The 25320-nt window shown below is 53.6% G+C and carries 20 protein-coding genes; 4 read left to right on the forward strand and 16 right to left on the reverse strand.

All coding sequences use genetic code 11. From position 1 onward, the window contains the following. The 12 genes from FHP88_RS04665 to FHP88_RS04720 all read right to left on the reverse strand — a co-directional run bounded on the left by FHP88_RS04665 (position 1) and on the right by FHP88_RS04720 (position 16856). Positions 1 to 1155 (reverse strand): HD domain-containing phosphohydrolase, encoded by a 1155-nt coding sequence (locus FHP88_RS04665; RefSeq protein WP_186297609.1) that lies wholly within the window; start codon positions 1153 to 1155, stop codon positions 1 to 3. After that, complete coding sequence (locus FHP88_RS04670) at positions 1155 to 2366, reverse strand: response regulator (protein WP_144357851.1); 1212 nt, start codon at positions 2364 to 2366, stop codon at positions 1155 to 1157. Before FHP88_RS04670 ends, FHP88_RS04665 begins: the two co-directional genes overlap by 1 nt. A gap of 1 nt (position 2367) precedes the next feature. Beyond that, the gene (locus FHP88_RS04675) at positions 2368 to 3951 is read right to left on the reverse strand and encodes a sensor histidine kinase (RefSeq protein ID WP_144357852.1); all 1584 of its coding nucleotides are present in this window, start codon (positions 3949 to 3951) and stop codon (positions 2368 to 2370) included. Continuing rightward, on the reverse strand, positions 3948 to 6134 hold the full coding sequence (locus FHP88_RS04680; protein WP_144357853.1) for a PAS domain-containing protein: 2187 nt from the start codon (positions 6132 to 6134) through the stop codon (positions 3948 to 3950). Before FHP88_RS04680 ends, FHP88_RS04675 begins: the two co-directional genes overlap by 4 nt. Positions 6135 to 6369: 235 nt before the next feature. Then, positions 6370 to 6816 (reverse strand): YiiD C-terminal domain-containing protein, encoded by a 447-nt coding sequence (locus FHP88_RS04685; protein ID WP_144357854.1) that lies wholly within the window; start codon positions 6814 to 6816, stop codon positions 6370 to 6372. Then, positions 6813 to 7463: a carbonate dehydratase gene (gene can / locus FHP88_RS04690; RefSeq protein WP_144357855.1), complete on the reverse strand. Its 651-nt coding sequence runs from the start codon at positions 7461 to 7463 to the stop codon at positions 6813 to 6815. Before can ends, FHP88_RS04685 begins: the two co-directional genes overlap by 4 nt. 75 nt (positions 7464 to 7538) lie before the next feature. Continuing rightward, a complete protein-coding gene (gene mce, locus FHP88_RS04695; RefSeq protein WP_144357856.1) occupies positions 7539 to 7937 on the reverse strand; it encodes a methylmalonyl-CoA epimerase in 399 nt (132 codons plus the stop codon). 40 nt (positions 7938 to 7977) lie between these two features. Further along, positions 7978 to 8976 carry a methylmalonyl Co-A mutase-associated GTPase MeaB gene (gene meaB / locus FHP88_RS04700; RefSeq protein ID WP_144357857.1) on the reverse strand — a complete coding sequence of 333 codons (999 nt, stop codon included), beginning with the start codon at positions 8974 to 8976 and terminating at the stop codon, positions 7978 to 7980. Between the two features lie 6 nt (positions 8977 to 8982). Next, positions 8983 to 10965: an acetyl-CoA carboxylase biotin carboxylase subunit gene (locus tag FHP88_RS04705; protein WP_144357858.1), complete on the reverse strand. Its 1983-nt coding sequence runs from the start codon at positions 10963 to 10965 to the stop codon at positions 8983 to 8985. 136 nt (positions 10966 to 11101) lie between these two features. Beyond that, positions 11102 to 12634 (reverse strand): acyl-CoA carboxylase subunit beta, encoded by a 1533-nt coding sequence (locus tag FHP88_RS04710; protein ID WP_144357859.1) that lies wholly within the window; start codon positions 12632 to 12634, stop codon positions 11102 to 11104. Between the two features lie 78 nt (positions 12635 to 12712). After that, positions 12713 to 14863: a methylmalonyl-CoA mutase gene (scpA, locus tag FHP88_RS04715; protein WP_144357860.1), complete on the reverse strand. Its 2151-nt coding sequence runs from the start codon at positions 14861 to 14863 to the stop codon at positions 12713 to 12715. 97 nt (positions 14864 to 14960) lie between these two features. Next, entirely contained in the window at positions 14961 to 16856 is a 1896-nt protein-coding gene (locus FHP88_RS04720) for a propionyl-CoA synthetase (protein WP_144357861.1), read from the reverse strand. A 378-nt stretch (positions 16857 to 17234) separates the two neighbouring features. Here FHP88_RS04720 and FHP88_RS04725 point away from each other — a divergent pair, with 378 nt between their 5' ends. Both FHP88_RS04725 and FHP88_RS04730 read left to right on the forward strand, forming a co-directional pair. Further along, positions 17235 to 18119: an isocitrate lyase/PEP mutase family protein gene (locus FHP88_RS04725; protein WP_144357862.1), complete on the forward strand. Its 885-nt coding sequence runs from the start codon at positions 17235 to 17237 to the stop codon at positions 18117 to 18119. Between the two features lie 68 nt (positions 18120 to 18187). Then, positions 18188 to 18634, forward strand: coding sequence for a hypothetical protein (locus FHP88_RS04730; RefSeq protein ID WP_144357863.1), 447 nt, complete (start codon positions 18188 to 18190; stop codon positions 18632 to 18634). A gap of 2 nt (positions 18635 to 18636) precedes the next feature. Here the strand turns inward: FHP88_RS04730 and FHP88_RS04735 are convergent, their stop codons facing one another. Both FHP88_RS04735 and FHP88_RS04740 read right to left on the reverse strand, forming a co-directional pair. Then, positions 18637 to 19386 (reverse strand): OmpA/MotB family protein, encoded by a 750-nt coding sequence (locus tag FHP88_RS04735; RefSeq protein WP_260843161.1) that lies wholly within the window; start codon positions 19384 to 19386, stop codon positions 18637 to 18639. Beyond that, complete coding sequence (locus tag FHP88_RS04740; protein ID WP_144357864.1) at positions 19383 to 20255, reverse strand: motility protein A; 873 nt, start codon at positions 20253 to 20255, stop codon at positions 19383 to 19385. Before FHP88_RS04740 ends, FHP88_RS04735 begins: the two co-directional genes overlap by 4 nt. Positions 20256 to 20469: 214 nt before the next feature. On the opposite strand from FHP88_RS04740, the gene FHP88_RS04745 reads away from it, so the two are divergent. After that, on the forward strand, positions 20470 to 20901 hold the full coding sequence (locus FHP88_RS04745) for a CBS domain-containing protein (protein ID WP_144357865.1): 432 nt from the start codon (positions 20470 to 20472) through the stop codon (positions 20899 to 20901). 82 nt (positions 20902 to 20983) lie between these two features. Beyond that, positions 20984 to 21646, forward strand: coding sequence for an endonuclease I family protein (locus FHP88_RS04750; protein ID WP_144357866.1), 663 nt, complete (start codon positions 20984 to 20986; stop codon positions 21644 to 21646). Here FHP88_RS04750 and FHP88_RS04755 read toward each other — a convergent pair. Together FHP88_RS04755 and FHP88_RS04760 are read right to left on the reverse strand one after the other, a co-directional pair. After that, positions 21643 to 22269, reverse strand: a complete 627-nt coding sequence (locus FHP88_RS04755) for a DsbA family protein (protein WP_144357867.1) — start codon at positions 22267 to 22269, stop codon at positions 21643 to 21645. The two genes, FHP88_RS04750 and FHP88_RS04755, sit on opposite strands and share 4 nt — an antisense overlap. A 26-nt stretch (positions 22270 to 22295) precedes the next feature. After that, entirely contained in the window at positions 22296 to 25289 is a 2994-nt protein-coding gene (locus FHP88_RS04760; protein WP_144357868.1) for a transporter substrate-binding domain-containing protein, read from the reverse strand. Positions 25290 to 25320 lie beyond the last annotated feature (31 nt).

Consider the following 25320-nt stretch of genomic DNA (forward strand, 5'->3'; position numbering starts at 1 on the left):
TTAACTGGCTGGCATTGAAATCTTTATCGGTTCTTTGATCATATGTACATGATGGTAATTGATTAGTCGTTCGATCATCGCTGCGGTTAGCTTCTGTCCGGCCGTGATCAGTGCATGGCCTTCGGCCGTCTCTATAGGATTTATAAGCACTGCGCCAGCCTTCAGGTCGACGACCCTGACATGGATCGGTGGGAGTAGTTTCTCCTCCTCTTCCATTGCCATCAAAAACCAGCCCACCGTCTTCAGGACCTCGGGATCATAACGGCCGGGGCGACCTCCCATCTGTTTCAGCGCAGCAGAGGTTGAGACACCCCGCTCTTCCTGTGCGGCAAGATCATGCAACACCTTCAGGATGCGACTTTCCAGCGGAATATCTTCACCCACAACAGTATCTTTAGGGAAACCACTGCCATCAAAGTTTTTACCCTGATAGTGGACAATGCGCGCAACCTGCTCCAACCGGGGAATGTTTGCCAACAACTTGCTGCTGGTCTCCGGCAGACGCTCGATCACCATCAGCTCAGCCGGCTCCAGATCTTTATGAGAGCGAACTCTCGCCAGGGTTTGAGGCGGGAGTGTCACAAAGGCGATCTTGGAGAGCATCGCTGCCATCTCGATATCCCAGGTTGACATCAAGCGCATAGCCCGTGCGATTTCACGTGCAGTTTCACGCAGCGTGGTCAGTTGTCCAAAGACCTCTGGTGCCACCATAGAAAGGATATCGGTTAACAGTTTTATCGAGCCATTGACTGTTCCTTCCAGCAACTCCTGCTCAGACTTGATCAGTCGATACTGCTCAAGCGCTGCATTGACTGTATCAATCAGAAAATCTACCGGGCAAGGCTTGGTCATAAAACGGAAGACTGAGCCCTGATTGACCGCGTCTATTGCTGTCTGTTGGTCCGCATTACCGGTAAGCATCAGGCGTACGCTGTTAGGGGAGAGTGTCTTGACCTCTTTGAGAAACTGAACACCATCCATCTCCGGCATGCGCATGTCGGAGACAATCACAGCAAACTCTTCACTTTTTTTAATCAGCTCCAGGCCTTGGGGGCCACCCACGGCTGTTTCAACGACATACTGCTTTCTAAGCTGACGTTTGATGCCGTTGAGGATGTTCTCTTCATCATCAACAAACAGTACCCGGGCCGCCATTATTCCACTCCCTCCATTAGCTTCACATGCAACGCCCTCCATTCATCCAGCCGATTGCTGACGCCGGAGGCCTCCAGATAGGCCATATCAAGACCGGCAGGTTGCACCGCCGCGTCGGTAGATTTACTGGACGCCAATACGTCTGCCACATGCACCGCCAAGAGTGGAGAAAAACCGACATGCTCTGCAGACTGGGGATCATGGTGATAGGCCACCGCCTCTACCAGGCTCTCAGGCAGGGCCCACAGTCCCAGCAGGTAGGCACCCACTCGCCCATGATCGGCATGAAATATCTTCCGCTCAATGGCCACCATCTCTGCCTTGCAATCTTGAACCTCTTGATAAAACTGCTTGTACTCTTCCGGCATGCCCTGCGCCAGTATCAATTTGCCGATATCATGCAGCAGACCGGCCAACAGGCAGTCTTCCAGCGTCTGCTTATCCGCCCCCATTGACTCAGCAATGCCCTTGGCCAGCAGTGAAACATACAGACTGTGTTTATGCAGTGCCTCCAAGGAAAAGTTGCCAATATTCAATTTTTTGTCATCAAACTGCAGGAAGATGCCGGCAGAAAGCACCAGGCTGCGCAGTGTTTCCGTACCCAGCATGGTGGCAGCCTGGACAGGATTGGAGATATGTCGTCCCACACCAAAGAAGGCCGAGTTCACCATCTGAAGAATCTTGGTGACCATAGCCGGGTCCCTGCTGATCACCTCGCCGATCTTCTGAACGGTCACCTGGTCTGACTTTAGCAATTCTGTCAACTCAACATAGAGGCTCGGCAGGGTAGGCAGGGCCTTAATCTGTGAGACCAGCGTCTGCAGGCGCACATCGCCCACCAGTGATTTGAGCCGCAGTGAACGATTTATCACCTGCTTGATGACATCCGCATCGCAGGGTTTGGAGAGGAATTGGTGTGCATAGGGTATCGCCTTGAGGATCATCGCCTCATCGGAATGACCCGACAGAATGATGCGGACCATCTCTGGATGGAGCGCTGACAACTGCTCAAGTAACTCCGCGCCACTCATTCCCGGCATGCGCATATCCGAAACTACCACATCAAAACGGTCTCCTTGTGTCAGCTTCAGCGCCTCTTCACCCGATGGCGCAAAATGCATATCCCATTCATTGCGTTGACTTCTCAGGGAGCGTTTCAGCCCATCCAACAGGGACTGCTCATCATCAACAAAGAGAATCCTGCTTTTCATCTCACACGTCCTTACTGTTATTCGCTAACGGTAACTGAAGGGTGAACAACGTCCCCTCACACGGCCGACTATCCACCGCAATCTTCCCTGCATGCTTGTCTACTATAACCGAATAGGCAATCGCCAGACCCTGGCCACTCCCTTTGCCTACCACCTTGGTCGTAAAGAAGGGGTCAAAAATCTTGGATACCAGCTCTTGAGGAATCCCTGTTCCATTATCCTCGATAGACACGACTACAAAACGCGGTTGAGTCTGCGTGCTAATCTTGATCAATCCCCTGGCACCTTCTTCTGATTCACATCGCTCCTTTATAGCATGAGCCGCATTGACAATCATGTTCAGGAAGACCTGATTCAACTCCTGGGCATAGCCCGGCACCATTGGCAGCGACGCTTCTAACTGGCACTCTATTTCAGCAACGTACTTCCACTCATTGCGCGAGACTTCCAGCGTGGTTTCTAGTGCGCGATTAATATCAACCAGCTCTTTTTCACGCCCGCCGGGATGAGAAAACTCTTTCATGGCTGAGACAATATTGGCAATGCGTGAAAGCCCTTCCTGGGATTGACTGAGCGACTTGGGTATCTCCTCCAGCAGATACTCCAAGTCAATCTCCTCTTCGAGTTCACGCACCTGCTGAACACTCACCCTACCATCAACGGCGCCCTCAAACAGACCTCGCTCTGCCTTGCGGAGCGTCTCAATATCCTGAAATGCCTCCTGCAGAAAACGATTATTGTCACCCACAAACTGAACCGGTGTATTGATCTCGTGGGCAATGCCGGCCGCCAGCTGTCCTATTGACTCCAGCTTTTGTGCTTGACGCAGCTGCACCTCCATGGCGTTGCGAGCCTTCTCTGCCAACTGCTGCTTGATCAGTGCCTCTTCCAGGTCCTGGGTTCGACACTCCAGTGCTGAACGATCAAGCTGTGCCTCCAGATACTCCGCCACCAAACGCAGGCCCTGCGTCCCGACCAGTACCGGAAAGCTCACTGCCAGTATAGAAAACAGCAGCACCTCGGGCTCTTTATGGATACCCGCGACGAACGCCGTACTCGCCGCAATCGGGGTCCACATGAGCGCTAGGTAAAACAGCCAGTGACTCTTCTCTTGCGTTTGCGTGCCGACGGCAATGCTGGTCGCGGCCACTGTGCAGAGAAACACCAGCATTGAGAGAGGATCACCCTCATGGGTCAGAATAATCAGTCCAACATACATCCCCCAACTCAGCGCATTGATGAGGCTGAATATCTGGTACCGTCGTTTGGGGTGGTCAATGGCAGCATCTTCTGACACCGCCAAACGCCTGCCCATCAAAAATTCTCCAAACCCCGCAAAAATCAGTCCCAGCGAGGGAAGCCAGAGCCAGTCCATATGCTCACGGATATCGGCACTGACCATGATCAGAAGGATCGCCACGGCAGGATAACCCAGAGGGGCCACACCGGAACGCTGCCCCATATCGCGGGCAATCCGCCCCTGCACCAAGCGCTGTTGTGCGTCAGGCAGATGATTCAGTTCATCGTGAAGCTGAAACCAGTTCCTCTCATCATGCAGGGCAACGGATTGCACCATAGTCGTCATCCATCCTGCTCGACGCTGAGCACGGCGCTACCAATAGACGCGTCAGTCGTATTCTGTTCCAGGGGCAGAGTCACCACAAAAACAGCGCCACCCTCGGGGTTATCCTCTACCTGCAGATTACCGCCATGTCGTTCAACGACTGTTGTATAGGCAATGCATAGCCCCTGACCCGTGCCCTTGCCAACCACCTTGGTCGTAAAGAACGGATCAAAAATTCGCCCTTTGATCTCCTCTGGAACGCCGGTACCGCTATCGGAGACACGCACCTCAATGAAATCTTCCTGACGACGTGTCGAGATGCCAATCACACCCATTTGAGCGTCACTCTTTTTCAAGGCATCGCCAATCGCATGGGCCGCATTGACAATAAGGTTGAGGAATACCTGGTTGATCTGATCCGGGACACAGAGGACCTTGGGTAAATCATCGGCCAGATCGAGTTTAATCTCGGCCACATACTTCCACTCATTTCTCGACACCTCCAGGGTGGTCTGCAAGGCCCGGTTGATATCCATCTCCACCTTATCGACCGCACCTGGATGGGAAAACTCTTTCATGGCACTGACGATCTTCGCAATACGCTCTACGCCTTCAAGTGACTGATCCACGGCCCGTGGCAACTCCTCACGGAGAAACGCCAGATCAATCTCCTCCTCTTTATCCTTCACCTGCGCAATTATGGGCGTCAAATCTGCGCCAGACTCAACCCCATGGATCAATTGCTGGTAGACATCAATCAGTGATTCCAGGTCTCCCACCGCCTCCTTGAAAAACTGCGTATTGTCACCAACAAACTGGGTGGGGGTGTTGATCTCATGGGAGATACCAGCGGCGAGCTGCCCGATCGATTCCAACTTTTGGGCTTGTCGCAACTGTACCTCCATCAGCTTCTGCTCCTGCTCAGCCTGCTTGCGCTCAGAGATGTCGCGCATAATACCAATCACATGCCACTGGCCCTTGAGCTGCAGGGCAGAGATGGAAAGCTCAATGGGAAAGGGCTCTCGTCCCTTTCTAAGGGCTGTCAGTTCAATGGTCTTGCCCGCGGAACGGTCTCTGCCAGAGGTGGTGAGTTGAGCAACTAAACGGGCAAACTCATCACGACTGGCACCCGGTTCGATCCAGTCATCCAGTCGCTGCCCAACAATATCTTCAACCTGGAAACCAAACATTGATTCGGAGGCCATATTCCAGAAGACAACCTCTTCATGCTGATTGACCATCACGATGGCGTCTTGGGCTGAGTTGGCCATCGCCGAGAATTTTTCTTCACTCTCCTTCAAGGCAGCCTGGGAGCGCTTCTCCTGTGAGTTATCCCAGTACATGCCAAACACACCAATCACCGCGCCAGCCGAATCCCGCAGCGGTGCCTTCAGGCGGTGATAGGACGACTCTACACCCTGAATGATGCGCGTCGTATCCTGTTCCAGTATCTGCCCCGTCTGCATCACATGCTGATCTTCCCGAACAAACCGCTCTGCCTCCTCCTGTGGATAGAAATCCGTGTCAACGCGACCCGATATGTCGCCAGTCTGGATACCCAGATCCTTGGCATAGAGGCGGTTACAGGAAACATAACGGGACTCAGCATCTTTATAGAAAAGACGTTGCGGAAGGTTTTCAATCAGGCTCTGATAATGAGTCTCCTGCTGCTCTTCAAAACGCTTTCGCTCTATGATGCCCGCCATCACCAACGCAGCCGCCTCTAGAAAACGCACTTCACGCTCATCTCGCTGATGACCGTCAGGCAGATAGAGGACCATGACACCCAGAACCTGCTTACCTGACATCAGCGGCACATTGTAGTGTCCGTGGGGTTTAATCCCATCAAACACCGTCTCATGGCGATCATCAATATGGGCGGCATGGATGATCTCCCCCTCGACGACCGCACGACCACAGAGACAGTGGCCATAAGGCACACGATGACACAGGGCTTTAAGTGGCTCATCTAGATTCCGCTCTACCAGTAACTCCAGCTCCTGGGTCTGTTGATTGGCTAGAAAGATCGCCCCTGAGGGGAGCAAGGCAGAAAAAGGGGATGTCAGGGTAATCACCAGTGCGTCCTTGAGACAGTCGCGCAATGAGCGATTGGCCAACTGAATCTGCAGCAGCAGGACTAAAACCAAGTGCAGACCACTCTCCCTGGCAGCCAACTCCCAATCTGTGTAACTTTCATCACTCATCGATCAATCCCTCTGCTCACCCATAGTGAACAAACAGCCAATGGTAGCCTTCCTCCTAAAGCTATCGGCAGCGTAGTTTATTCCTTAACTACAATCAGTTACCGGATCTCTGTAGACCAGAGCATGCCAGTGTTACGTTGTAAGAGACTATAGTCGGAAAAGGCGGAGAGAAATGAGTAAACGAATGGAATGCCTTAGGTTGACATTAAAGAAAGGAGGGGGTGAATCAACTGCCTCAGAGTGTGGCCGAGTAGCTTCCTACAAATTTCACCGCCACACCCTTATTCACCAGGATCTCAGCTGTCAGTTCGATTCGACTGCGCTTACCCGCCCTGAGATGCTCAATAAAAGTCTCGAAACTGCCATCTTCAGGAAGGCGGCACCGGGCCATAATTTCACCCCGAACCGGCAGACGATAGCTGATCTTGGCGTCACCCAGGACACTGTGGGCCTGCAGACCTGCATCCTCATATTTCAAATGTAGCATGCCCCAGCAGACCACTGCACAGATGCTGTAGAGACTGCCGCCAAAGGCCGTACCATGAATGTTGATATTGGGTTCAAAGTCAGCCAGAAAAACCAACTCGCGCCCGTCGTGCTCTTCAACCCTAACTCCCATGGTGCGAGTGAGTGGCACCTCCCTGTGCAGGGTCTCTTCAAGCAATGCCAGACGCTGTTTCATCTTGTTCTCTTGGGGAGGTGGCGATAGACATCCGGCACTTGCCCTGCCGCCTCATAACTGACCCCGAGGTCACGCAAGATACCGTCACGAATACTGTAGATCCAACCGTGAACCGACAATGGCTGGCCGCGACTCCAGGCATCCTGAACAATGGTGGTATGAGTCAGGTTGGCCACTTGCTGGACAACATTAAGTTCACAGAGAATATCGACCCGCTCCTCCTGGTCGACACAATTGGCGAAGCGCTCTTCATAACTGTAATAGACATCCTTGATATTACGGATCCAGTTATCGATCAAACCGAGAGGCCTATTCTGTAGAGCGGCAGCTACGCCACCGCAACCATAATGACCACAAACGATAATATGCTTAACTTTGAGTACATCGACGGCGTATTGCACGACCGAAAGACAATTGAGATCGGTGTGTACAACCATATTGGCGACATTTCGATGGACGAAAATTTCGCCCGGTAACAGACCGGTGATCTGATTGGCCGGCACCCGACTGTCAGAACAGCCGATCCAGAGATACTCAGGAGATTGCTGCTTCGAGAGCTTGTCGAAAAAATTAGGGTCCTCCGCTTTGATGCGGGCAGCCCAGTCGGCGTTGTAATCAAACAGCTGATCAATAGAGGCCTTAGTCATAATCTCGTGCATACTCAGTAAAAAGGGCGACGCAAGAGTATCAACTACATTAAATCAGATGACAACCGGACAAGCTCAGGCCTGCTCCAACTCCACCAGCGTGCCACAAAAATCTTTCGGGTGCAGAAACAGCACGGGTTTGTTATGGGCGCCTATCTTGATGTCACCCAACACCCGTGCGCCAGCTGCCTGCATTTTTGCGGCAGCAGCCTCGATATCGTCCACCTCATAACAGACGTGATGCACGCCACCCCCTGGGTTTTTTTCCAGGTATTTGGCGATAGGCGAGTTTTCACCCAAAGGATAGAGCAGCTCGATTTTTGTATTCGGCAACTCCACAAACACCGTGACCACACCATGCTCGGGCAATTCCAGCGGTGCTGAAACCTTCGCACCCAGGGTATCGCGATAGATGGCCGTGCCTGCTTCAAGATCCGCTACCACAATGGCAACATGATTCAACTTACCAATCATTTTTCATTCCTCATCAATCGTCAGACAACCGGACACACCCTTAATCCAATGGCCGTCGATTATTCTGTAAAAAGGCATCCAATAGCTCTGCAGCTGCCACCGTGGGTGGTTTAATTCCTGCCGTTACGGCCCGCTCAAGCTGCGGGATAAGACGGGCTACCTGCTGATCTGAGCGCAATGCAGAGAGCAGACTCTCAGCGGTTTCGGTCCACATCCAGCTCTTGGCCTGCTGTGCCCGACGCTGCAACAGTTCACCGCTGGCAGTGAGGGTTTCCCGATAACGAGTGACCACATCCCATGCCTCGGCAATACCCCGCTGCTCCAGTGCGGAACAGGTCTTCACCGGCACCTGCCAGTTGCGGGTACGTGGATGGAGCAGTCTAAGGGCATGGATATAGTCACTGGCAGAGTGGTTGGCGGTGGCCGACAGATCGCCATCGGCCTTGTTCACCAATACCAGATCGGCCAGCTCCATGATGCCCCTCTTGATCCCCTGCAGGTCATCACCACCGCCGGGCAGCAGCAACAGCAGAAACATATCGGTCATATCCGCAACCGCGGTTTCAGACTGGCCTACACCGACCGTCTCAACGATGACCACATCAAAACCAGCCGCCTCACACAGCAGCATGGTCTCCCGGGTACGACGCGTAACACCACCCAGCGTCTTGCCTGCCGGGGATGGCCGAATAAAGGCCTCACGCCGCCGCGACAGCTCCTCCATGCGGGTCTTGTCACCCAGGATGGAACCGCCGCTCAGTGCCGAGGAGGGATCAACCGCCAGTACGGCCAGCTTGTGGCCCCGCTCCAGGATGTGCAGTCCGGCCGCTTCAATAAAGGTCGACTTGCCCGCACCGGGCACACCGGTTATGCCAATACGAATGGAATTGCCCGCATGGGGTGTCAAACGCTCCAACAGAGCGATCGCCTGCTCACGATGATCTGCGCGGGTTGATTCCACCAGAGTGATCGCACGAGAAAGGGCTCGCCGCTTGCCCGCAAGGATATCGCGGGCAAGGGTTTCAACATCAAACGTCATCCGGAATTACTCAAACTCGATGATGACCTGATCAACCTTCAGACTGTCGCCCGCCTCGGCCTTGACGCTGGCCACGACACCATCCTGACTGGCGCGCAGGACGTTCTCCATCTTCATCGCCTCAACCACCGCCAGCTCTTCACCGGCCTTCACCTCCTGACCCTCTACCACCGAGACCTTGACCAACAGGCCCGGCATAGGTGAGAGCAGGAACTTGGAGAGATCCGGCGCCTCTTTCTCCGGCATCAGGGCATGCAGTTCAGCGGCACGTGGTGTCAGCACCAGGGCATCAATCTGATTGCCGCGATGGAACAGCCTGAGCCAAAGGCCACTGCGTTCCACCTGGAAGGTGGCACTCTTTCCATTGATAGTACTGTGCAGCAAGGGCTGACCAAACGCCCACTCGGTGGAAACCTGATAACTGTTATCCGCATAGGTCACCTGGTAACCATCATCTGCCGCGACTACCGTAACGGCATGCTGTTCACCACCGATAACCACGACCCATTCGTCATTAACTCGACGCTCATGCCCTTGCAGCTGGCCACTCATACGTGCCGCCCGATCCATGTATTGACGATGAATCATGGCTGCAATCACAATCGATTTGGCCGGATCATCCTGGGGAACACAGGAGGCATCAAAACCATCCGGATACTCTTCCGCGATGAAGTTGGTCGTCAACCGGCCCTCGATGAAACGGGGGTGTACCATCAGCGCATTGAGGAAGCTGATATTGTGCCGTACGCCCTGGATACAGTAAGCGTCGAGTGCATCCTGCATGCGCACAATGGCTTCATTTCGTGTCGCGCCATAGGTGATCAGTTTGGCGATCATCGGGTCATAGAACATGGAGACTTCGCCACCTTCATAGACACCGGTATCCACGCGAACGTTTTCACCTTCTGGTGGCTCATATTTCACCAGACGACCAATAGAGGGGAGGAAGTTGCGGAAGGGATCTTCTGCATAGACCCTTGACTCCATCGCCCAGCCGGTCAGTTTCACATCCGCTTGCTTGAGCGGCAGCGCTTCTCCATTGGCGACTCGGATCATCAACTCAACCAGATCCTGCCCCGTTACCAGTTCGGTAACCGGATGTTCTACCTGGAGCCGTGTATTCATCTCCAGGAAGTAGAAATTACGCTTGGCATCCACAATGAATTCAACCGTACCAGCAGAGCGATACTGCACCGCCTTTGCCAGCTTTACCGCCTGCTCACCCATCTCCTTACGGGTAGCCTCATCGATGAAGGGCGATGGGGCCTCTTCAATAACCTTTTGATGACGCCGCTGAATAGAACACTCGCGCTCACCTAGATAGATGACATTGCCGTGGGTATCCGCCATCACCTGAATTTCGATGTGCCGGGGCTCCTCGATAAACTTCTCAATGAAGACCCGATCATCACCGAAGCTGGAGCGGGCTTCGTTGGTCGCACGCTCAAAGCCGTCGCGACACTCGGCCTCGTTCCAGGCCACACGCATGCCCTTACCACCACCACCGGCAGAGGCCTTGAGCATCACCGGGTAACCGATCCCATTAGAGATCTCTACCGCATGCTCTGCATCTCGCACCACATCGGTGTAACCGGGAATGACGTTTACACCCGCCTTTTCGGCCAGGTTTTTGGAGGTGATCTTGTCGCCCATGCTGTTGATGGCCAGCGTGGCCGGTCCAATGAAGGCGATACCTTGTGCTTCCAAGGCCTCACAGAAGACGGAATTTTCAGACAGAAATCCGTAACCCGGATGTACCGCCTGTGCACCGGTATCTTTACAGGCCTGGATGATGCGCTCCATCACCAGATAACTTTCGGATGAGGGCGATGGACCGATATGTACCGCCTCATCAGCCATCCTCACATGCAACGCCTCGCGGTCTGCATCGGAATAGACTGCCACGGTCTTGATACCCATCTTGCGGGCACTCTTGATGACCCTGCACGCGATCTCGCCACGGTTAGCTATAAGTATTTTTTCAAACATATTTTATGTCTCTGGGTGTTAGCCGCGAATGAACGCGAATGGGTTACCCGTAGGGTGGGCACGTCGTCGGTGCCCACGCGGTATCGGCCTGTTGCCGCATCTGCGTGGGCACAAACAGCGTGCCCACCCTACTTGCCTACAACGGAATGTTGCCGTGCTTGCGCCAGGGATTTTCCAGCTCCTTGTCTTTCAGCATGGCAAGCGAGCGGCAGATACGTTTACGGGTACTGTGCGGCATGATGACATCATCAATAAAACCGCGGCTACCCGCCACAAACGGGTTGGCAAACTTCTCGCGGTACTCATCCGTGCGTGCGCTAATCTTCTCCTGGTTCCCCAGGTCCTGGCGGAAGATGATCTCTACCGCACCCTTTGGACCCATCACAGCGATCTCTGCAGTCGGCCACGCCAGATTCACGTCACCGCGCAGATGCTTGGAGGCCATCACATCATAGGCACCACCATAGGCCTTGCGGGTAATCACGGTAATCTTTGGCACGGTGGCCTCAGCATAGGCGTACAGCAGCTTGGCACCATGCTTGATGATGCCGCCGTACTCCTGGCTGGTTCCCGGCAGGAATCCAGGGACATCCACCAGGGTCACCACGGGAATATTGAAGGCATCACAGAAACGCACAAAACGGGCGGCCTTCTTGGATGAATCGATATCAAGACAGCCCGCCAGGACCATCGGCTGATTGGCGACGATACCCACCGTGGAGCCTTCCATACGGCCAAAGCCGGTCAGGATATTGCCGGCGTAGCCTGGCTGAATCTCAAAAAAGTCGTTGTCGTCAACGATTTTTTTGATCAGCTCCATCATGTCATAGGGCTTGTTTGGATCGGTCGGGATCAGCGTATCCAGTGACGGAATCTTGCGATCCGCCGGATCATCTGTTGGCCAGACAGGCGGTAGCTGCCGATTATTCGCGGGCAGGAAGTTGACGAAACGACGCAGCATCAGCAGTGCCTCGACATCATTTTCAAACGCCAGGTCGGCCACACCCGACTTGGTGGTATGGGTAACCGCACCACCCAACTCTTCCGCCGTAACCGTCTCGTGAGTCACGGTCTTGACCACGTCTGGACCTGTCACAAACATGTAGGAGGTGTCCTTCACCATGAAGATGAAGTCCGTCATGGAGGGCGAGTATACTGCGCCACCGGCACAGGGACCCATGATCATGGAGATCTGCGGCACCACGCCGGAAGCCAGTACGTTGCGCTGGAACACATCTGCATAGCCCGCCAATGATTCAACACCTTCCTGGATACGGGCACCACCGGAGTCGTTCAAACCAATCACCGGCGCACCGACCTTCATGGCGTGATCCATCACCTTGCAGATCTTTTGTGCATGGGCCCCAGAGAGAGAGCCGCCGAATACCGTGAAATCCTGGCTGAATACAAACACCAGTCGACCGCTGACCGTGCCGTAGCCCGTCACAACCCCATCACCTGGGATCTTCTGCCTCTCCATGCCAAATTCTGTGCAGCCATGCTCAACGAACATATCCCACTCTTCAAACGAGCCAGGATCCAGGAACAGTTCGATACGCTCACGCGCGGTCAGCTTGCCCTTGGCATGCTGGCTTTGGATGCGCTTTTCTCCACCCCCATTAACTGCGGCAGCACGCTTCTCATCGAGCCGGCTAATCATATCTTGCATGAAACTCTCCTCAAGCTTGGACAGTGGCCTGCGCCACCTGACACCTCCCAAAATCAGGGAGGGGTTTATTCTTGTTAATCAGTCACCTTGGCGCCGACGTATCAGCGACAACATCTCGGCGGCAGATGCCGGTATATTGGTGCCCGGACCATAGACCGCCGCCACGCCCATATCCATCAAGGCTGGATAATCCTGCGGGGGGATCACGCCCCCACACACCACCAGAATATCTTCTGCGCCCTCTTCCTTCAGCGCTTTGATCAATGCCGGGACCAGGGTCTTATGCCCTGCTGCCAGTGAAGAGACGCCCACTACATGGACATCGTTCTCGGCCGCCTGCCTTGCCGCCTCTTCCGGTGTCTGGAACATGGGACCTATATCCACATCAAAGCCCAAGTCAGCATAAGCGGTGGCAATCACCTTCGCTCCACGATCATGCCCGTCCTGGCCCATCTTGACCACCAGCATGCGCGGACGCCGTCCCTGCTCCTCTGCAAACGCAGCAATCTCTTGTTTGATCTGATTGAATCCTTCATCCCCGCCATAGGCGGAACCGTAGACGCCAGAGACCGAACGGGTAATCGCCTTGTGACGATTGTAGACAGTCTCCAGTGCATCCGAGATCTCGCCTACCGTAGCACGGGCACGGGCAGCATCTACCGCCAATGCCAACAGATTGCCGCTCCCCTCTTTGGCGGCCTGAGTCAGCGCAACCAACGCCGCCTTGTGTGCGGCCTCATCCCGATTGGCACGAATACGCTGCAGACGTGCCACCTGTGACACACGCACAGCGGTGTTATCGATATCCAGTACATCAATCTCAGGCTCTTCGGCCAGCTGATATTTATTGACGCCGACAATCACCTCTTCACCGCGATCAATACGAGCCTGGCGCAGAGCCGCCGCCTCTTCGATACGCAGCTTCGGCATACCCGACTCAACGGCCTTGGTCATACCACCCAGCGCTTCCACTTCATCAATCAGCTTGCGCGCCTCTTCAACCATGGAATTGGTCAGGCTCTCGACATAGTAGGAACCCGCAAGTGGATCGACTACCTTGGTGATACCGGTCTCTTCCTGAATCACCAGCTGGGTGTTGCGAGCAATGCGCGCCGAGTTATCGGTCGGCAGGGCGAGCGCCTCATCAAAGGCGTTGGTATGCAGGGACTGGGTGCCACCCAGGACAGCCGCCATCGCTTCGATGGTGGTACGCATCACATTATTATAGGGGTCTTTCGCGGTCAGGCTGACGCCGGATGTCTGGCAGTGTGTGCGTAACATCTTGGAGCGCTCATCCTTCGGCTGAAAATGCTTCTCCATCAGCTCGGCCCAGAGCAGACGTGCAGCACGTAGCTTGGAGGCTTCCATGAAGAAGTTCATGCCAATGGCGAAGAAAAATGACAAACGCGGGGCAAACTGATCCACATCCAAGCCTTTGGCCAGGGCCGCCCGGACATACTCCAAACCATCGGCAATAGTGAATGCCAACTCCTGTACCAGGGTCGATCCGGCTTCCTGCATATGGTAGCCAGAGATCGAAATCGAATTAAACTTGGGCATGAACTCGGCTGTATAGGCGATGATATCCGCGACAATACGCATGGAGGGTTCAGGTGGATAGATATAGGTATTGCGCACCATGAACTCTTTCAGGATGTCATTCTGCAACGTACCCGCCAGCTGCTCGGGCGAAACACCCTGCTCTTCTGCGGCAACAATGTAGCTTGCCATCACGGGTAACACCGCACCGTTCATGGTCATGGAGACGGATACTTTATCCAGCGGGATACTGTCGAAAAGGATCTTCATATCTTCAACAGAATCGATGGCCACACCGGCCTTACCCACATCACCCAGCACCCGGGGGTGATCGGAGTCATAACCGCGATGGGTGGCCAGGTCAAACGCCACCGACAGACCCTGCTGGCCGGCCGCCAGATTACGCTTGTAAAAGGCATTGGACTCTTCGGCTGTAGAAAAGCCCGCATACTGGCGAACCGTCCAGGGACGACCCGCATACATCGTCGCGCGGGGACCTCTGAGATAAGGGGAAAAACCAGGCAGACTGTCACCACTCTCCAAACCAGCAACATCTTCTGCAGTATACAGTGGCTTGATGCTAATACCCTCAGGGGTATGCCAATCCAGAGACTCTAACGGGCGTCCACGCAGCTCTTTTTCCGCCTGTTTTTTCCAGTCTTCCAGGGTTGGTTTTGGCTTATCGGCCATGGCAAATCACTCCCGAACAGAGGTGCAAGGCACCCCTGCTTCATTGTCCACCGGCAGGCGAACCTGCCGGAACGTTAAAACACGACTCGATTGAAAATCAGTGCTTCTGGGCGTAGCCGATACGAATCAATGCCTCAGTGATCTCATCTAAGATTACTGGATCATCAATGGTGGCCGGCATCTTGTATTCCTGGCCATCGGCGATTTTCTTCATGGTACCGCGAAGAATCTTTCCCGAGCGGGTCTTCGGCAGACGCTCAACGACCACTACTTTCTTGAAGGCCGCCACTGGACCAATCTTCTGGCGCACTAACGCAACCAACTCGGCAACCACTTCTTCTTCTGATCGATTGGCACCGGCCTTGAGGACCACCAGCCCTACGGGAAGTTCGCCTTTAAGCTGATCAGCCGCACCAATGACACCACATTCAGCTACATCAGGGTGAGAGGCCAACACCTCTTCCATACCGCCCGTTGATAGGCGATGGCCCGCCACGTTGATGATGTCGTCAATACGACTCATGATCCAGAGATAGCCGTCTGCATCTTTATAGCCTGCATCACCGGTCAGATAATAACCTTCGGTGGCACTCAGGTAGGACTCAACAAAACGGTCATCATTCTGCCAAAGAGTCGGGAGACAACCGGGAGGCATCGGCAGCTTGATCATGATACGGCCGATCTCGCCGGCGGCTTCTTCATTACCGTTTTCATCCAGGATACGTACATCATAGCCCGGGACGCAGACCGTGGGAGAACCCGGCTTAACCGGCAACTCTTCGATACCCAGACAGTTGGCCGCAATGCCCCAACCGGTTTCCGTCTGCCACCAGTGATCAATTACCGGTACTGCGAGCTGTTTCTGTGCCCACTCCAGGGTATCCGGGTCACAACGCTCACCCGCGAGGAACAGTGCCTCAAAACCGGACATGTCGTATTTCTTCAGGTAATCCGCTTCCGGGTCTTCACGGCGGATAGCACGGAATGCGGTCGGCGCGGTAAACAGGGTTTTCACCTTATGCTCTGAGATCACACGCCAGAAAGCGCCAGGATCGGGCGTTCCAATGGGCTTGCCCTCAAAGAGAATGGTGGTTGCACCCTGCAACAGGGGTGCATAGACGATATAGGAGTGTCCAACCACCCAGCCCACATCAGACGCCGCCCAGAACACATCACCCGGATCGACGTTGTAGATATTCTTCATGCTCCACTTCATGGCAACGGCATGACCACCATTGTCGCGCACCACGCCCTTGGGTATACCAGTGGTGCCCGAGGTGTAGAGGATATAGAGCGGATCAGTAGCCGCCACAGGGACGCAATCAGCAGGGGTTGCGACAGCGGCAGCCGACGCCCAATCCACGTCACGACCCTCCTGCATGGAAGCAGTTGCCTGTGGACGCTGGTAGATCACGGTATGCTCCGGCTTATGAACGGAGAGCTCAATCGCTTCATCTAACAACGGCTTATATTCGATCACCCGACTGCCTTCGATACCACACGAAGCTGAAACCATCACCTTTGGCTTGGCATCATCAATTCGGGTCGCCAGCTCTTTGGAAGCAAAACCGCCAAACACTACCGAGTGGATTGCGCCAATGCGCGCACAGGCCAGCATGGCGATGGCTGCCTCTGGAATCATGGGCATATAGACAATAACCCGATCACCCTTGACCACACCCTGGTCACGCAGTACGCCCGCGAACTTTGCAACGGCATCACGCAGCTCGCTAAAACTATAAGTTTGCTGTGTACCCGTAACCGGGCTGTCATAGATCAATGCAGCCTGATCAGCACGTCCATTATCGACGTGACGATCAAGGGCGTTGTAGCAGGTATTCAGTTCACCGCCGGTAAACCAGCGATAGAAGGGCTTATTACTCTCATCGAGTACCTTATCAAATGGCTTATGCCAGTCGATGGCTGCGGCCTGCTCTCCCCAAAAACCTTCAGGATCTTCCATTGAACGTGCATAGATCTCTTCGTAGCTCATAAGTCTCTTCCACTGTTGGTGGTAATTACTCAGCCTGAGGCAACCTCAGACCATGCCCAGATGTTAATTGCTTCGCATAGATTACGTTTACGTAAAGGAAAAAGAAACAGCTAAATGCTTATTTACTTGGATTATTTTCAAATAAACCGGATATTTTATGGTATTCCCTAATAACTGCGAATTACTTTGCAATCACTCTTTTTCTCTGTAAACCGAGAGAAGGAAAAATCAGCACCATGTTCCCAAAAACAGAGACGGTTTTAAATAGTTTTAATCAATCCCCAACACTTCTTGTCCTGTAAAAATATAGCAAAGATAATTACCCAGAGAATTTTTTCACCGTTACTACCGACTTATCCTCACCACCGGACTACCAATATGCCCGCAAACACCTCCGCAACCGACCAGCTGCGCCATCTGCTCAACACGCCCGGACTGATTACCATGCCCTGCTGTTTTGATGGACTGAGTGCCCGCCTCATTGAGCAGGCCGGCTTCCCTCTCACCTTCATGAGTGGCTTTGCAACCTCCGCCGCACGCCTCGGCATGCCGGACACGGGCCTGATCTCGTACGGCGAGATGCTTGATCAAGGGCGCAATATTTGCGCAGCCGTCTCCATCCCCGTTATTGGTGATGCGGATACCGGTTACGGCAATGCCATGAACGTCAGACGAACCATAGCAGGCTATGCCGCAGCCGGATTTGCCTGCGCCATGATTGAAGACCAGGAGAGCCCCAAACGCTGCGGCCACACCCGCGGCAAGCAGGTGGTCAGCCGCCAAGATGCACTGACTCGAATCAAGGCCGCTGTGGATGAGCGGGAATCCGGAAGCGATATCCTGATCATGGCGCGCACCGATGCACGACACGATCACGGCATGCAAGAGGCACTCTGGCGTTGCCAGGCCTTTGCGGACCTCGGCGCGGATATCATATTCCTGGAAGCCCCACACAGCCGTGAAGAGATGCAACAGTTCTGCACCACCATACCAGGGTATAAAATGGCGAACATGGTAGAGCAGGGCGACACGCCACTACTACCACCCGCAGAGCTCGAAGCCCTTGGCTATAAGATAGCGGCCTATCCGCTCACCCTACTCAGCAGTGCAGTACAAGCGATGCAGGAAGCCCTGATCACCTTAAAAGCGGGAAAGGATGCCGGCAACCTGCTGCCTTTTGCCGAGCTACGCAAGGTCATTGGATTTGATGCCTATGATGATCTTTTGAATCAGTACCCCCAAGCGACGCCGAAATCACAGTAAGCATGGGTGCATTTTTTGGTGTTATGCTCAACCGACAAACTGATCTCACAGAAAGGCAGTAAATTCCCATGAAGTACTTGTCACAGCGTCTAATACTCGCCGCTTGCTTAACCACCTTCCTAACCTTGCCCGTAATTTCACAGGCAGGCACGAGCGGCGAACTCATCGGCGCGATCTTCAGCGAAATCGAAAAAAACACCATTGAAGAGTACTACCGGGGCCGATTTGGTAAACCGGTTGCAGATCATAAAAAGTCAGGAAAAAAACCTAAAAAACAGAAAGGCATGCCACCTGGACTGGCCAAGCGTGAGTCACTTCCTCCCGGCCTGGCCAAACAACTGGAGCGCAATGGACGCCTGCCACCGGGCCTCGAAAAACGCGACCTTCCGGATGGGCTGGATAAACTTTTGCCGCCCAGACGTCACGGACAACAGCGCGTCGTTGTGGATAATGATGTACTCCTGATCGAAACGGCCACCGGTTTGATTCTGGACATTCTCAAAGACGTCTTCTGAGCCTACTCATCCCCAGGAAGATGCAGCACTAACGACACCCGGCGATTGCGCGCACGCCCCTCTTCGGTCTCATTATCGGATAGGGGCTGGGTATCCGCATACCCTACCGCCCGCATACGCTCCGAGGCTATCCCTTGACTCAGCAGAAACCGTAATACACCCGTTGCACGCTGCGCCGACAACTCCCAGTTGGAAGGGAACTGCGGTGTGGCAATCGGACTTGAATCAGTATGCCCTTCAATCGACAGGGTATGATCACCCGCACTGGACAAGAGCGGCACCAGCTTTACCAACACCCCCTCTCCCTCCGCAGTCAACTCTGCGCGACCCAACTGAAACAGAATACTCTCACGGATCTGGATATTAACCTGGTTGGCCGATACCGTAACCTCTATAGAATCGGCTAGGCCCTGGCTCTGCAGGGCACTGCGAAACTGCTCCTCCATCTGCCGCTCTGACGCTATCTCCGCAGGTTTATCTATTGCAGCCTCCTGGTTCTTACGCTGCAGTACCGGTTCAACCGGTGCCGTGACCTGCCCCCTGACGGCTACAGGGTTGGAGAGCGTTCGGGTCAGAACCTTGTAGTCCTCTTCCGAATAGGTCGAGTAGGCCAGCAACAGCACAAACAGACTGAGCATCAGGGTCATCACATCCAGGTAGATGATCAACCAGCCGCCATCACTATCGTCCGGCAGCGGCTCCTCCTCCCATTGTGGAGGGGGAGGAAGATGGGCGCGTCGACGCTCTTTCAACGCCGCTCCTCGCGCTCAGGCGGGGGCACTTCTACAGTCTCAGCCTCAACACGCTCCTCAATCTCTTCCAATGAAGGGGAGTGAATCTCATCCTCATACTGTGCCACAAAGGAGTTCAGGGTCTCACGAATAAAACTGGGACTGCGCTTTTGCCCGAGCATACTGATCCCTTCCAACACCATATACATCAACATCACTCGCTGCTCTGTCCGGCGCTCTAACTTGATGGCCACGGGTTTGAGTAGCAGGTTTGCCAAGATAATACCGTAGAGCGTGGTGGTAAGGGCAATACCCAGATTCAGACCGATCACTTTAAAATCAGCGCCATCCATCGCCTGCAGCATATTCACCAGTCCAAGCAGTGTACCTGCCATACCGAAGGCAGGAGCAAAGGTAGCCATAGAGCGAAAGACCTGCGCCTCACCCCACTCCTGACGGCGTAACTTGAAGATACGCCACTTGAGCAGGGCATCGATATCACTGGTAGGAATACGATCGATCACGAGCTGTATGCCCGTACGTAGAAAAGGATTGTTGATGCGTGCCATCGCATCTTCAATGGCCGCCAGCTTGCCATGCCCCAACAAGATGGATACCCGCACGATCTCTTCAATCTCACGATCCACCGGAAAATCATGATGTCGCCAGATCACGCGGAAGCTGCGGTAGACTTGTCGCAACTCCTTCATGGGATAACTGATAAAGGTGGCCGCGATCGTGCCGCCAATGACGATCAGTAAACCGGGCAGATTGAGAAAGACCCCAGGCTCTTCTGCTGATAGCAGCACCGAAAGAATGATCAGCACCATCCCTGTAACAATGCCCACCAATGTAGAGCTGTTAAGATCCTTTCGCGGTATCAACGCCATACAGCATCCCCCATCAACCCACACTCCAGACTGATCGATAATTATTCCATGAATTACAGGACGTTAGATAACTATAGCGCCATTCCCCCAGCGAATCCACGAGAAGCAAACATCGCAGAGACGGGGATTTTCTGTTTTACTTAAGAGGAACCCGGCCCGACCTGAGACACCCAATCATGTCCGGGCTCGCCAAAAGCCAAAGGAGGACGCAGTGATGACATTAAACGATGTATTACAAAAAAAGCCCGGTGGCGTTATCACCATCCCAGCAACGATGGATCTGCTGGAGGCTATCAACACCATGTGTGACCACAAAGTGGGTGCCCTGCTGGTCAAAGCGGAAGATGGGTCATTGCATGGCATCGCAACGGAACGTGACATTTTACGTTTCTGCTCATCCAGCAAAGGCAAACTGGAAGGCGCCGTCATCAATGACGCCATGACCCACAAATTGATTGTCGCAAGTCCAGCCACCACCGTTGAAGAAGCTATGAGCCTCATGACTGAACACCGTTTCAGACATATCCCTGTGCTCGACAACGATACCCCCATCGGCATGATCTCTATCGGTGATCTGGTCAAGGCTCGCCTAAAAGACATTACCGTCGAGGCGACCTATCTCAGAGAATACATTAACTACTCCTAATCCGAACCTTACGACCTGGAGTGAGTCGAAGTACCGGCAGTACTCACCCCGGGAATGAACCCATTCATCACTGGTTAGACCCATGAAAAAAACGAGCACCCACGCCCTTTTCTGTTTACTCCTCATCCATTTTTCGGCGCCACTTCAGGCCGGCGGCCAGCAAGTTTTTAAAGAGTACTTTGAAGCCCTCCCTGTCTTTTGGGAGCGAATTTATCCAAAGGGCGGTGAAACACTCTATTGCGGGGAGAAGTTTGGCTCATACCATGGACGCAGCATCAATATTGAACACGTCTTCCCAATGGCCTGGGCCATGCGGGATCAGGGCTGTCGCAGCAGAAAGTTGTGCCGGGAAAGTAGCCAACGCTTCAATCAGATCGAAGCGGACATGCATAACCTCTATCCCGCGCTCGCTGATATCAACAAGGTTCGTAGCAGTTTTCCTTTTGCCATGATTCCAGGTGAACATCGGGATTTTGGCCGCTGTGACTTTGAATTTCATCCTCGTCAACGAGCCGTGGAACCGAGACCAGCCAGTCGCGGAAACATTGCCCGCGCCATGCTCTATATGGTTGATACTTACGGACTCTCTCTCTATAAACGCCAGGGAGAGTTGATGAAAAAATGGAATAGGGAAGACCCGCCGGATGATGAAGAGCGCAGACGGAACAATCTGATCGAAAAATATCAGGGAACCCGGAACCGGTTTATTGATGATCCCAAAGCGGCAGCGGCTATCCGCTTTTAAGGCTGGCGGATCAATTCATTAACCTGCGCCACGACCAGTGTCGGATCGGTATAGCTGTAACGAAGACGGTGATAGCTACCCGCACATTCCAGTATCAGTGAAGGAAAACCTTCGGCCCCAATCGATCGACCTTGGGCAATCTCCTGCTCAAGCTGCCGTTGAGTCTCACTATTATTCAGCGCCAAAGCGAACGCCTCCCGGTTCAACCCAAGCTCACTGGCGAGTAAGACAAGGGTTTCATCATCAGAAGGATTCATGGCACGCAGATAATACGCCTCCTGTATCGCCCTGATCATGACAGGCTCATGGCGGCCTCCCTGTAGCCGTGCCGCGATCACAGCACGGCAGGCGGGGTAGGTCGACCGTCGGGGCTGACACCGGGTCCAGAAATCAAAATTAAAGTGCGTGCCAGGTACCCGTTCGGCAATCTTTTTCCAGGTATCCTGAAGGAACACTCTCATCTCCTGCGGCATTGGCTCATCACTATCCGGGGCCAATCCACCTAGTAGCGTTTTCACCTTTACCTGAGCCGGCAACGCGTCGATGATCTGTCCATATACCGGCCGGAAAGCCCAGCACCAGGAACACATGGGGTCGTGGACGTAATAAAGATTAATGCTCATCGCACATCCACCAAAACAGTGACTGTTTATACTGTCCCAACCGACACCTCAACCCGGTTTTTACCCGCCGATTTGGCTCTGTAGAGTGCCTCATCTGCTCGCCGAACCAAATCGTTCTCACGCTCACCCGATTGATAAACGGCCACGCCAAAACTCGCCGTCAACTGCTCGGCAGCTGGAAAAGAGTGTATGGAGACCCGTTCGCGCAGTGACTGGGCCAATTGGAAAGCACCCTCCACATCCGTCTCCGGGCAGATAATCAGAAACTCTTCGCCGCCCCAGCGACCGAGCGTATCGGTGGCCCGAATACCTGTCTTCAACACTCTCGATATCTCCACCAGCACCTTATCACCCACCGGGTGTCCAAATTGATCATTGATCCGTTTGAAATCATCGATATCCAGCATGATAACGGAGAAACTCAGTCCGTAGCGCTGGGCCCGCCGGATCTCTTGACTGAAAACCTCTTCAAGCCAGATTCGATTGTAGACTTGGGTCAGCCGATCAGTAATCGACAACTGCTCCAGCTCTTTGGTTTTCTCCAGCAGCAGCTGATTTTTTTTCGCCGCCTCAGCATTTGCCATCTGGATATCCCGGTTGAATCGGGCAAGACGACGGTTCTGATAGATAAAAAAGGCCAACACGAGAAGAACACCCAGTAGTATCTGGCCAATCAGCAGGTAGTTAACGCTTGATACATACTCCACAGATATCCACTTGGAATAGATCTTTTGCCGCTCTTCTACTGTTGTCGCACGTACCGCCTTATCAATAACAGAGTAGAGCAGGGAATCATCATTTCGCACAGCCATGCTCAGCTCACGTATAAACTCAGTCTTACCCGCAATCTTTATGTCTGGATAACCCAACTCACGGATCGCATACCCAATAGTTGGAGCGGAATCAACAAAGCCATAGATAGCCTTGGAGCGCACACGCTCCAGGCCATCCTGTATACTATCTACCTCCACTAGATTGAGGTCCGGATAGCGCTGCCGCAGCGTCTTACCAATGGCGTAGCCCTTCACAACACCCAGTCGTCGATCCTTGACCTGTGCGATGTTTTCAACAAACAGCTCTTCGGTCCGGGTAGCAATGACAGAGGGGAAATTGATGTAAGGCGCAGTAAAACGGAGAAACGCCTCACGCGCTGGGGTTTGTGCAGCCAGCGTGAGAACATCACAGTTACGTGCTTTGGCATTTGCCAGGGACTCATCCCAGGTAGCGGTCGGCACCAGTTCCCAGCGAGTATCCAGCCGGGCTTCCAGCAGCGCGACAAAATCAGCCGTCATGCCCACCAGTCGCCCCTGTTTGTTGATCGCTTCATAGGGCATCCAGTTTGGGGTGACGCACATTCTAATCAGCTTGCGCTGTTTCAGATAGGCCCGCTCACGATCAGAGAAAGCGACATCCGAGAGGTTCCCGCCTTGCAGCTCCAAATTCCATTTCCGCTTGAGCCGATCAACCTCATCCTGCGTTACCTGGGTGATCGCACGATCCAGCAATTCATGCAGAATCGGCCGGTCACTGCGCACCGCCAAACCCTCATCCGATCGTTTCAAGGCATTGTCATTCTGTACAGGAAAAGTCTTCAGATCAGACAGGAAGTTCTGCTGTATCAGACTACGCATTACCGGGTGTGACATAATGGCGGCGTCCACCTCTCCAGATGCCACCGCCTCTAATGCAATAAGATGATTGTCATAGGCCTTTAGCTGCATCTTGGGAAAGCGAAGTTTCAGGAGTGACGCATAGCGATAGCCTTTAATGGTCGCGACCCGCATCGTCCTCAGCGCATCCAATCCCGAGACACCCTGCAACTCCTTGCGAATAGCCACGCCGGTATAAGTGGAGAGAAACGGCTGGGTAAAACGGGCATAAGCACTGTGCTGCTCCCCCCCAGCCATTGCTACAATCAACTCAATTCGACGCGCTTTCAGTTGGGCAATCGCCACTTCACGGCTCTGCCCTACGTCATAGTGAATCTCTATCCCTATCTTATCTGCAAGCAGGTTAGCATAGTCGACCGCATATCCGGTCACACGCCCCTCTTTGAGATAAAGGAAAGGACTATAATCCTGCTCCACATGGGCTCGTATTACCGGATTCTCCCGGAGAAAAAGGCGCTCTTCCTGACTCAGCTCCATTCTGGGAACAGTATCTCGTGCACCCCAACGGCGTTGGATAGCAACCAACTCCTCCTCTGTGATCAGCGTCATCCCCTTTTGCAAGATATCCCTCAGCCGTTGATTTTCCTTATTTACGGCCAAGCGCATGATGCTGGAAAAGCGCTCATCCCGCACTTGCGCTGCCAGCACAAGATTGGGAATAAAGTTTTTCTGTAGCAGGTAATCAAGTACACCGACCATGCCGACAGTCGCATCCGCCCGCCCAAAGGCTACGGCTTCAAGACACTCCAGACTATCCCTCACCAGCAGCAACTTGATATCCGGATAATAACGCTCCAGCAACTCCTGCCAGAAGAAACCCTTGGGAATCACTACCGTCTTGCCACGCAGATCGTCAATACCCTTTACAACAGCGCCATCTTTGCGTGTATAGATGCTGGCTGCTGCTATCAGGTATGCGTCGGTAAAGGCCAGGAATTCGCGGCGCGCCTCGGTGCTGACAATATTCAGCATCACATCGATCTTCTTGGCATGAATCATCTGCATGAACTCATCCCAGCTGGGCCCGGTAACATACTCCACACGGAGACCTGTCTTCTCCGCCAGCAAATTCATGTAATCGATGGAGTAACCTTCAGGCCGCCCATTCTGACTGAAATTAAACGGAGGCCAATCGGTTTCATTATGGACACGTAACGCCGGCTGGGCCGCAATAAAGGCAAGATCGTCAGATGAGAAAGGTGAAGAATCCGTTACCCCTGAACCACTCTCTGATGCTGCCTGGCTTAAACAGAGCGTGGGCAGACAGAGTAACAACAGCGCGCACAGCAGTCTCCTCAACCGTCCTATCGAGCTGGGTCTTTCTGCATCCTGCAAAGCACCTCGCAACATAATGAATCCCTGCCTTCTGGCGGGTAAGCGT

This window comes from Sedimenticola selenatireducens (assembly GCF_007625115.1).
Lineage (GTDB): Bacteria > Pseudomonadota > Gammaproteobacteria > Chromatiales > Chromatiaceae > Sedimenticola > Sedimenticola selenatireducens_A.

Excerpts from the sequence above, each read along its gene's own strand:
- FHP88_RS04665 (WP_186297609.1), bottom strand. The coding sequence starts at position 1,155 with ATGGCGGCCCGGGTACTGTTTGTTGATGATGAAGAGAACATCCTCAAC.
- FHP88_RS04670 (WP_144357851.1), bottom strand. The coding sequence starts at position 2,366 with ATGAAAAGCAGGATTCTCTTTGTTGATGATGAGCAGTCCCTGTTGGAT.
- FHP88_RS04675 (WP_144357852.1), bottom strand. The coding sequence starts at position 3,951 with ATGACGACTATGGTGCAATCCGTTGCCCTGCATGATGAGAGGAACTGG.
- FHP88_RS04680 (WP_144357853.1), bottom strand. The coding sequence starts at position 6,134 with ATGAGTGATGAAAGTTACACAGATTGGGAGTTGGCTGCCAGGGAGAGT.
- FHP88_RS04685 (WP_144357854.1), bottom strand. The coding sequence starts at position 6,816 with ATGAAACAGCGTCTGGCATTGCTTGAAGAGACCCTGCACAGGGAGGTG.
- can (WP_144357855.1), bottom strand. The coding sequence starts at position 7,463 with ATGACTAAGGCCTCTATTGATCAGCTGTTTGATTACAACGCCGACTGG.
- mce (WP_144357856.1), bottom strand. The coding sequence starts at position 7,937 with ATGATTGGTAAGTTGAATCATGTTGCCATTGTGGTAGCGGATCTTGAA.
- meaB (WP_144357857.1), bottom strand. The coding sequence starts at position 8,976 with ATGACGTTTGATGTTGAAACCCTTGCCCGCGATATCCTTGCGGGCAAG.
- FHP88_RS04705 (WP_144357858.1), bottom strand. The coding sequence starts at position 10,965 with ATGTTTGAAAAAATACTTATAGCTAACCGTGGCGAGATCGCGTGCAGG.
- FHP88_RS04710 (WP_144357859.1), bottom strand. The coding sequence starts at position 12,634 with ATGCAAGATATGATTAGCCGGCTCGATGAGAAGCGTGCTGCCGCAGTT.
- scpA (WP_144357860.1), bottom strand. The coding sequence starts at position 14,863 with ATGGCCGATAAGCCAAAACCAACCCTGGAAGACTGGAAAAAACAGGCG.
- FHP88_RS04720 (WP_144357861.1), bottom strand. The coding sequence starts at position 16,856 with ATGAGCTACGAAGAGATCTATGCACGTTCAATGGAAGATCCTGAAGGT.
- FHP88_RS04725 (WP_144357862.1), top strand. The coding sequence starts at position 17,235 with ATGCCCGCAAACACCTCCGCAACCGACCAGCTGCGCCATCTGCTCAAC.
- FHP88_RS04730 (WP_144357863.1), top strand. The coding sequence starts at position 18,188 with ATGAAGTACTTGTCACAGCGTCTAATACTCGCCGCTTGCTTAACCACC.
- FHP88_RS04740 (WP_144357864.1), bottom strand. The coding sequence starts at position 20,255 with ATGGCGTTGATACCGCGAAAGGATCTTAACAGCTCTACATTGGTGGGC.
- FHP88_RS04745 (WP_144357865.1), top strand. The coding sequence starts at position 20,470 with ATGACATTAAACGATGTATTACAAAAAAAGCCCGGTGGCGTTATCACC.
- FHP88_RS04750 (WP_144357866.1), top strand. The coding sequence starts at position 20,984 with ATGAAAAAAACGAGCACCCACGCCCTTTTCTGTTTACTCCTCATCCAT.
- FHP88_RS04755 (WP_144357867.1), bottom strand. The coding sequence starts at position 22,269 with ATGAGCATTAATCTTTATTACGTCCACGACCCCATGTGTTCCTGGTGC.
- FHP88_RS04760 (WP_144357868.1), bottom strand. The coding sequence starts at position 25,289 with ATGTTGCGAGGTGCTTTGCAGGATGCAGAAAGACCCAGCTCGATAGGA.